The organism is Vibrio chanodichtyis, assembly GCF_028863985.1.
GTDB lineage: Bacteria > Pseudomonadota > Gammaproteobacteria > Enterobacterales > Vibrionaceae > Vibrio > Vibrio chanodichtyis.
This window is the reverse complement of the sequence record NZ_JARBFT010000002.1, coordinates 362,237-371,183: the sequence shown is the minus strand read 5'-3', so window position 1 is coordinate 371,183 and position 8,947 is coordinate 362,237. Positions and strand designations below refer to the sequence as shown.

Below are 8,947 nucleotides of genomic sequence, written 5' to 3'. Positions count from 1 at the left end.
AATCGGTGATCGGTTTAAACCGAAATGGGTGATCGGATAATCCCGAAATGACTGATCGGAATGCTCCGAAATATGCAGTCTGATAAGCTTTTTTGTTCAACGCCTAAAATCCAACGAACACCAATATCCTGATGTGGGAAAGGTGTCCGCTTGTGGTTTTCCCAATTTAACTCACCATCCCATGAAATATCAGAAATCAGTTGTTCAACTTTAGGAGAATTTTCAGACAGCTCTTCATCATTTAGATCAATATCAACAACATGTATTTCTGAGCCTTCTGATTCAGTCTCGACGTCTTCTGCCTCTCCGTGGCTAGAAAGATCTGTATCAGGGTTAGATATCTTGTGATGTATTTCTTTTAGAACTTTTTCGACAGCTGCAGGGTCACTGATATCGTATGATTGTCCTTCATAATCAAAAACGGTTGCTCCAGTTTGTTGAGCATCTTCAATCTTCTTAGTTACGTCCTCAAGAATTGTTTTATCGCAAATCCTATCAGTCAGTTGGGATATTGGATTAATCACATCAGATGAGGAGGAGACTCCGAACCAATCTATGCCTGACTCGTCCGTTTCTCCAAAATAAGCGTGTTTAAAAACTGTCGCACCATGAACTCTGATAGAAAAACCTAAATCAAGATCGACTAAGCTCGCATCAACATATGCTGTAGGGTTTTCCAGGAACGCTTTAACTTGCTGTTGGGGAATTACCCTGTTGCTAATAACTTCTTTTACAGCCATTAGCTTTTCTTCAGAAAACAAGACTATTTCATCACCCACTTTCAGAGTAACTGCGTTGTCGCTTTGCAACTGCCCCAAAACCTTTTGAATCGACTCATGGCTCGCACTTTGCCCCATGTTTGGCGTCAATATCAGCTCGCCTTGAGAATTCAATTCTGCTTCTACTGTGATTTTATTTGGTGTCAGTATTCTTAGCTTTTCAAAGTGCTTTAGATTCAACTTACAACCACTCTTTTGAGCCTCTTGCAAAGAGTGTAGGTACAGTAAGTTATCGTATTCAGACCGAGCAGACTTTAGATGGATCTCATGCGCAACAAATACCATAAGCTGCTCGGGTGTTAGCAGGTACTGCTCATTTTGACTAAACCTAATGAAAGGCCCATCCACAGTGTAATTTAGTGTTATTCGACCCTGTTTGGTTGTGACCGAAAGGTCAATTTTAAAGGTGGGCGTACTAGCTTTTCCTTGAATATCAGTGTCAATGACTCCTTTCCAAACCGGAGGCAAACTAAACAAATCCCTCAACTCAGAATCGAGTCTGACAGCTGTATCAGCAGGCATAATAAAGCCATCTGGAAATGAGCTTACATCCCCCTGCTCTTCAAGCATTTTAAGTGCAACATACTGCGCCGTTATCCACTCATCAGCTTTACCAGCTTTAATTTTCTCTAGAGTTTTTTTGGAAGTTGTAAAATCAAGGCTATTATCACAAATGAGTTCAAACTGAGACGTTTTATCTAAGCCAGAGAAGAACTTGCTGATTAAAGAGGTTAACTCCACTCTCGCACCCCATAACGTTGTTTGAAATCAATATAATCTTCATTTGAAAGCACATCTTTCGGCGTCAAGTTAATTCCTAACTCTCTTAGTGCTGTAAGTGCTTTTCGTTGCCAAGCGTAACTACTCGGAGAGTGCGTTATTTTAGCAACTGCACCAGATGACAACCTTGACATTTGATTGTTTATACCGCTTGTGAGTTGTGAGTACGCGGGACTATCAATGTTATAGTTAAAAACACAAACGGAAGGGTCAAGATACCGGTACAACCACAAATAGCAACTATGGCTCCCCTCAACCATGTGAGCGCCGTTCATTTGCACATAAATTATCGATTTATCACCATCTTTGACAGTTGAGAAATTTGGCAAGTGCTTAGGGTCATAATTTCTCTTCAAATACCTTGCAGCATCCTGACTCAAATAAAGCCGGGTATTTAAAATAACCCCCGCATCGAACATCCCCTCTAAGAAACTTTTCCTAGATGGGTACATTCTCTGTAGCTCGTAATTAGCTGAAGAGTAAGAATAATCTTCTAACGCTTCCAGAAACAACTTCAAATCTAGTTTTGATAACCATCCGCGAACAGCTTGAATCAGATTTGGTTCTAAACCCTTCCACCACTTAATATATCTTGGATTTGAACTTGGTACTCGTGGGTCACCGCCAATTGCTAAGATCACATTCATCCAAGGCTCACTGATGTGAGAACCTATCGATCGGCCAATCAAAATTCTAAGAATTTGATGCCCTAACAAACTTTCAGAATCATATCGAGAATCAAAAACCGCCGTTTTTTGAACCTCCTCTAGGAGAGGATGATCTTGGCCTAATGGTATAGTGTTTAACTGCTCAATATAGTAGATGCCTTTAGCCGCTGTTAAATATCTGCCATTTGCATAACGTTCCAGCTTCATCTCCGCAATTAAATGATCAAAATCGACATTCTTTTGAATAGCCCTTTCCGCAAGCCACTTGGGGCCATTGGTTGACAATATATTTGCATCAAACCACTCATCATTGCCTCGCAGTCTTTTGGCCTCCAACAACCAGTCTGCTGTAGCTTCCAAGTCTGCCAGTCGGTCATACTCTGATAAGAAATGCTGATAAAACGACTCTATGACTAAAGAGCTTGGCTTTTTTACAATTTCTGTAATTTTATTAAGCAATCGACGCGTAAAGCTGACATTTTTCTTCGCATCCATATGTAGTGAGAGAGCTAAGGCACGAACGTGTACAGAACTATCTATAACGTCCTCAACTCTTTTCTTAGAAGCAAGCGCATTACATACTTCTCCATATGCAATTCGGAACTGATTGTTCTCAATACCTGCACTCTTAGAAAGCACCTCTAGCTGACTCGATAGATGTGCAAAGTCCTTAATGGCTTGACCAAAAGGATTGGCAGGCAAACTAACTTTGAGCTTTTTTATATTTAAACTCACTGTCCAACAATCCTCTCGAGCTCAGCAATAGATGGTTTCTTAACTGTAAATCGAATATCAATACGCCTATTCTGGCTCTTTTCTTGCTGATTCGACTCTTGTAGATTGGCACGCCTTGTCGCCGCATAACCACTAACAGAGAACAGCTTTGCATGATAAGCGTTTTCTAAGTCACCGAGTTTAGGCGTTAAGAGCAGTTCATTTTGCCAGACATTCCAGACAGATATTGCTCGATCAGTAGATAACCCCCAGTTCCCTTTCCCTCTGTAATGGATACCATCGCTATCGGTATGCCCCTCAATAAAAATGGTATCGAGATATTGAAATCGCTCTTTCTTCTGAATTGCAGAATGAAGAACAACACCAATGTCCTTAACTGCTTGCTGTATGGTTGCATCGTTCGGAATTGATGATTTACCTGATGCAAAAGTCAGTGTGCTTTCTGGGATCCGAATTACCGTATCGTTATCAGCAATTTCAACAGTTACGTTTCTTTTAGCCAGTTCGTCTCGAACATCATAAATTATATTCTTTCTTGCTAACTCAGCTTGCTTAAGCTCTTCAATACCAGCTTCGACATCATTGGTCTTTTGAGTTAATTCAATAATCAGAGCAACAGCTGCAAGTATAAATATAACGAGCAAAGCAGACATTAGATCGGAAAATGAAACCCAGTAGGGATTTTCTTCATCTACTGAGTTTTGTATATGCGAACGAATACCTCTACGCATGTTGGCTCACTTTATCTTGAATTTCATCGACAACACTAGAAATAGCTCTAACTGCTGTATTCATGCTCTCTGCATACTGCGTACTACTGTTAGCCCAAACTTTGAGGTGCTCGGCGGTTTGTCCGTTGGCTTGCTCTGCATAATCTTCCAGCAGTTGAGCCATTTGCTCCGTTAACTCTTTTACATTGCGCTTCATTTCTGAAGTAAGTTCGTTTAGATTACCTTTTTGTTCTGCAAGGAACTCATTTTGGTTAGTGCGAAGCGTGCTAAACGACTGTTCTGCACTATTCAGCATATTGTTTATCTGATCTGCAATCGCGCTAAACTTACTGGTATCTTCCAACAACTGCTCCCTCAACGCTTGAATTTTCAATACGCCTAGCTGGTTTTGTTCAGCTAAATCCTTCGTGCTGTTAACCGCTTCAGTAACAGCACCAGATAGTTTGTTGCCCGACTCTTTAATGTTGGAACCGAACACATTCATACTATCAGCGGCGGCTCGTAACTCATTCGCCGACTGCTGCATACTCTCAGTAGCTCGAGCAGATGCCGAAACAGATGAATCGATACTATTTTGTAATTGTTTACCTTGCTCAATAATATTATTAGATGTGATTTGTTGTGATTCAGTCGCCGCTTTCACTTGAGCTAGAAGCTCATCCGTTCCAGCTTTCATCGCCTGCGTTTGATTCACAAAGATATCATTACGCTCTTTTTCCATCTGACTTGCCACCCCATCACGTTCGGAGAACGTTTGGGTAAGTTGGCCAACTTGATTCTGAACAAAATCGGTCAACACTTGGCTTTGTGCTGAAACATTTTCTACTAAATCTTTAATCGTACTTTCCATTGAGGAAGCCAATTTCTGTTCACGTTCAGAAGCAGCTGATTCTCTTTTAGTAAGCTGCTCACCTAACTCAGAGACTTGTTTTTCTACAAACTCTGTTAGAACACGCTTCTGCTCATTACCCTGAGTAACTAGCTCAGAAACTTGAACTGAAATAGTTGAGATCAGTTCTTTCTCTCTTTCTGAAGATGCGTTTTGCTGAACTTCCAACTTATTGACGAAAGCAGCCATCGAAATACTCATTGATTCTAGTGTCTTATTTACGTTTTGAGACGCAGAGTCCATCGCGACACGTTGTTGTTCGCCTTGTTGACCAAAACCGTCCATGAAAGATTGAAGAACGCTTTCAAGCGCTTTTTGGTTACCGTCTGACGTCTCATCAACAAGCTTATTGATAGCTGGGGCCATGATTTTTTCCAGGCTACTCTCGAGACCTTGCTGAATACCCTGTGTTGCTTGAACTAATGACTCCTGCATTTTCTCACCAATTTTCTCAGCAAGTCCTTGTAGGCTTTCTCGAGATTGCAAACAGTTATTTGCAATAGATTGCAATTGATATTCCGCACTTAATCGAGGGAACATCCTGTCAATACGGTTTTGCAAAGACTTAATTTTCTTTCTAATTACTTGCTCAAGAATTTTCTCAATGAAGTTGAATGCAACACTGAGTAAAACCCCCCAAACCGATGTCATAAATGCGATTTTTGCGCCATTTATAACTCCAGCAACGCCGTTTTTCATCTCATTGACATCAACATTGCCCGCAATATTGAGATCTGAAAGTCCTAGCTGTAAACCGACAAAGGTACCAATAACACCCAGAGCCGTTAAAAAGCCTGGAACCGCCGCAATCATTCGGTTTTCAGTGCTACCACCAGCTAAACTAGAACTATTAAAAAAATAGTCTGCATCAAATGTGTTATGCAATCGAACAACGTCATCAGCACCTTTTACTTCGAGCAATGTTTCATCAAACTCAAGCCATAAGTGCCCTACTGAATCTTTTTTTTGTTCAGCCCTAGAAATTAAATCATTTCGAACATCTGACAGAGTCGACTTCTCCGCATCACCCAAAGATTTGTTAAGCCAAACTACTCGTTGTCTTGCGCGAATAAATGCGGCAACTGACCAAATTAAGAAAAATAGAGCGACACCCCATAAAATAACCACAAACAAAGCACTCAATTGCTCAGGAGTTTGAGGTGGCATTACATTTAGACTGCTCAAGTCTGGCCATACACTGGAAAGATTAAGGCTATCGGTCATTCAAATTATTTCCAAGATTAGTATTTGATAAAGATATTCTTCAATATTGGGACTTTTACATCCCAACCATACGCTGCATGCTCTGCGTCCAAGACGCTTTAAAAGCAGGGTCTTGGGCAAACAGCTTGTAGAGTTCCAACTCGTCTTTACGACGTTGAAGCATGATTTCTTTCAACATTTTCTCAAACGCTAGCTCTCGCGTATGAGGGTCTGCGTTGTTTTGGTATTTAGCTTCAAAGTCTGGGTGATTTCGGATGCTCTCAGCAATGTTCACAAACTTAACTCGCTGCTCTTCTGGTGTTGCGCTCCAGCCTTGGAACCAGCGTTCATTAAAGATTTGGATGATCTCATCTAACGGGTCTTTCTCAGTTTCAGAGCCATGAGCTCCGCGCGGGTTCGGGTTTTGAGGGTCTAACTCAGTTTCAGAGTCATCTAGCTCGATGGAATGGTTAAGCTTAACCCTTTGTAATCCATAAGAGCTCAAATCAACTGAATCTAGTAACGAGTCTAGTGCTTCTTTATCCGGGTCTTCGACGGAAAGTTTTGGAATCAAAAACTTCAAGAACCAGAACAGTTTTTCCCACTGAACAACTTCATAAGGCATGATCGAGGCCATCTGGCCGTAGATCTTTACAAACTGCTTGGCCTTCACTTTGAAATCGACTTTAAATTCGTTTTCTAGTTCTAGCTCGTGGTTGAAACGCGCAGCTGCGATATCAATGATTGGGCTCAGGTCCTGAGCATCTCTTCCTTCAAAGAAACGCTTGTTGAACTCCTCAACTTCAAACCACTCATAAACACCTGTGTCGTCCATATCATCTTTTAGCTCATGAAGAACATTGACATCTGTAGCTTCAGAAAGCGTTGTAGATGTATAGAAAGGGTCAAATGCAGTTTTGATATCATCAACAGAATTGAAGAAATCCAACACAAACAGATCTTCCGTTTTCTTACCGTACTTTGGCGCTGAACGGTTTAAGCGTGACAGGGCTTGCACACACAACACACTCGCCAGTTTTTTATCCACATACATGGCACAAAGCTTCGGTTGATCAAAGCCCGTCAAATACTTATTCGCCACAACCAACAAACGGAAAGCATCCTGATCTACATGCTTAGGAATTGGGGAGCCCGGCTCTTTACGCTTGTAGTTCACATCAAAGTAATCTTTGGTATCACCTTCTGGGAACCCATTAAGATCTGCTTCAGTGTATTCAATACCATCAACTTCTTTGGTGCCAGAGAAGGCAATCGCGACTTTAAATGGGTTACCCATCTTATCGAGTTGCCTTGTTAATGCTCGATAGTAGCGGATAGCTGACTCAATATTTTGAGTCACCACCATGCCTTTACCTTTACCTTTTAGCTTCTTACCGTTAATCACATGCTTAATGAAATGCTCAAGCATTATCTCGGCTTTGGTATCTATGGTTTCTTGGCTTGCCTCTACATACGTTCGCAAACGCTTCTGCGCTTTTTTACTGTCGAACTCCGGGTTATCTTGGATTGATTTTTCAATCTCGTAATAACTCTTATAAGTCGTGTAGTTGGCAATAACATCGAGAATGAAGCCTTCTTCGATCGCTTGTTTCATCGAGTACAAATGGAAAGGAGCGTAAGTTCCGTCCGCTTGTCGCTGACCAAACTTTTCTAGAGTAGTATTTTTGGGCGTTGCGGTGAACGCAAAATACGATGCATTTCCACGCATCTTACGTGAACGCATAGCCTGAAGAATTTTGTCTTGAGCATCTTCTAGCTCTTCCACTTCCTTCTTACCCATTGCACGGTTCATATTGTCATGAGCGGAGCCTGACTGAGAGCTGTGAGCCTCATCAATAATGACGGCAAAGCGCTTGTCACTTAAATCTGCAATACCATCAATAATGAACGGAAACTTCTGAATGGTGGTAATGATAATTTTCTTGCCATTCTCTAATGCAGACTTTAACTCAGACGATTTGAACGCTGGTGCAACAATGTTCTTCACTTCGGAGAACTCTTTAATATTTTCGCGTAGCTGCTTATCGAGCAATCGGCGGTCTGTAACGACGATGACCGAATCGAATAGAGGCACTTCTTTCCCTCTACTTCCTGGTAGGTCATCGCTGATAGGATAAGTTTCGATGAGCTGATACGCAGCCCATGTAATTGAGTTAGATTTACCTGAACCCGCTGAGTGCTGTATCAAATACGTTTGCCCAACACCATTAACTGAGCAGTGATCAACCAAGCGCCGCACGACATCCATTTGGTGGTATCGGGGGAAGAACAAAGTTCGTTTGTCCAACTGCTTTTTGCTGCTGCCATCAATGCGAACAAAGTGCTGAATAATATTAGCAATACTTTCTTTACGGAATACCTCTTGCCACAAGTAAGCCGTCTTGTGGCCATATGGGTTAGTAGGGTTTCCTTTACCTAGATTGAAGCCTTTATTGAACGGTAAGAAGAATGTCTTTTTGCCTGCCAGTTTGGTCGTCATATAGACTTCATCGGTATCAACCGCCATGTGAACCAAGCAACGAGCAAAGTTCAACAATGGCTGATTTGCATCTCTATCATCGCGGTACTGCTTTTGACCATGATAAACAGCGTTCTGGCCCGTCCATGGGTTTTTAAGCTCAAGGGTAATCAGAGGGATACCATTGATAAAAAGCACCATGTCAATTTCTTCCAATGGATTTGCATTGGAATAACAAACCTGGCGAGTCACACTAAACAGGTTGGCAGAAAAATCTTTTTTTACCTTCTCAGAACTACTGGCAAGTGGCGCTGGGTACATCAACGATAGAAAGGCATCGTCAACGTCTAGCCCTTTTTTCAATAGTCGCAAAACACCATGGCGCTTGATCATACGATCGAAACGCTCAAGGATTTTTCTCTGCCAATAGTGAGGGCTGGTGCGCTTAAGTTTTTCTAACTCACTCGCCTGAGTATCTTCGAGAAACTGCCAAAATAAACGGGTATCTATAGCGTACTGTTTATTAAAGTCACTTGGAGAGCCAATAAGATAAAGATCATGATTGTAATTAAGAGGCGCTTCACCCAACGCTAGATCTTCTTTACAAATACCTGCTAAACCTTTTTCAATTGCGGCCTCTAGCGCCTGTTCATTTGTTTTACTAACCATAAATACCACGTTGT

4 protein-coding genes and 1 pseudogene are annotated in these 8,947 nt (G+C 41.6%); all 5 read right to left on the bottom strand.

Annotated elements, in window-relative coordinates:
- Positions 1–77 precede the first annotated feature (77 nt).
- Positions 78–1,520: pseudogene (locus tag PUN32_RS03680) on the bottom strand (SNF2-related protein); the annotation flags it as partial.
- The gene (locus tag PUN32_RS03675; protein WP_274721810.1) at positions 1,511–2,962 is read right to left on the bottom strand and encodes an EH signature domain-containing protein; all 1,452 of its coding nucleotides are present in this window, start codon (positions 2,960–2,962) and stop codon (positions 1,511–1,513) included. The pseudogene PUN32_RS03680 and the gene PUN32_RS03675, both read right to left, overlap by 10 nt.
- Positions 2,959–3,693 (bottom strand): OmpA/MotB family protein, encoded by a 735-nt coding sequence (locus PUN32_RS03670; RefSeq protein ID WP_274721809.1) that lies wholly within the window; start codon positions 3,691–3,693, stop codon positions 2,959–2,961. The genes PUN32_RS03675 and PUN32_RS03670 overlap by 4 nt, the downstream gene beginning before the upstream one ends.
- Positions 3,686–5,806: an anti-phage ZorAB system protein ZorA gene (zorA, locus tag PUN32_RS03665; protein WP_274721808.1), complete on the bottom strand. Its 2,121-nt coding sequence runs from the start codon at positions 5,804–5,806 to the stop codon at positions 3,686–3,688. Before zorA ends, PUN32_RS03670 begins: the two co-directional genes overlap by 8 nt.
- A gap of 55 nt (positions 5,807–5,861) precedes the next feature.
- Positions 5,862–8,933: a type I restriction endonuclease subunit R gene (locus tag PUN32_RS03660; RefSeq protein WP_274721807.1), complete on the bottom strand. Its 3,072-nt coding sequence runs from the start codon at positions 8,931–8,933 to the stop codon at positions 5,862–5,864.
- Between the last annotated feature and the right edge of the window lie 14 nt (positions 8,934–8,947).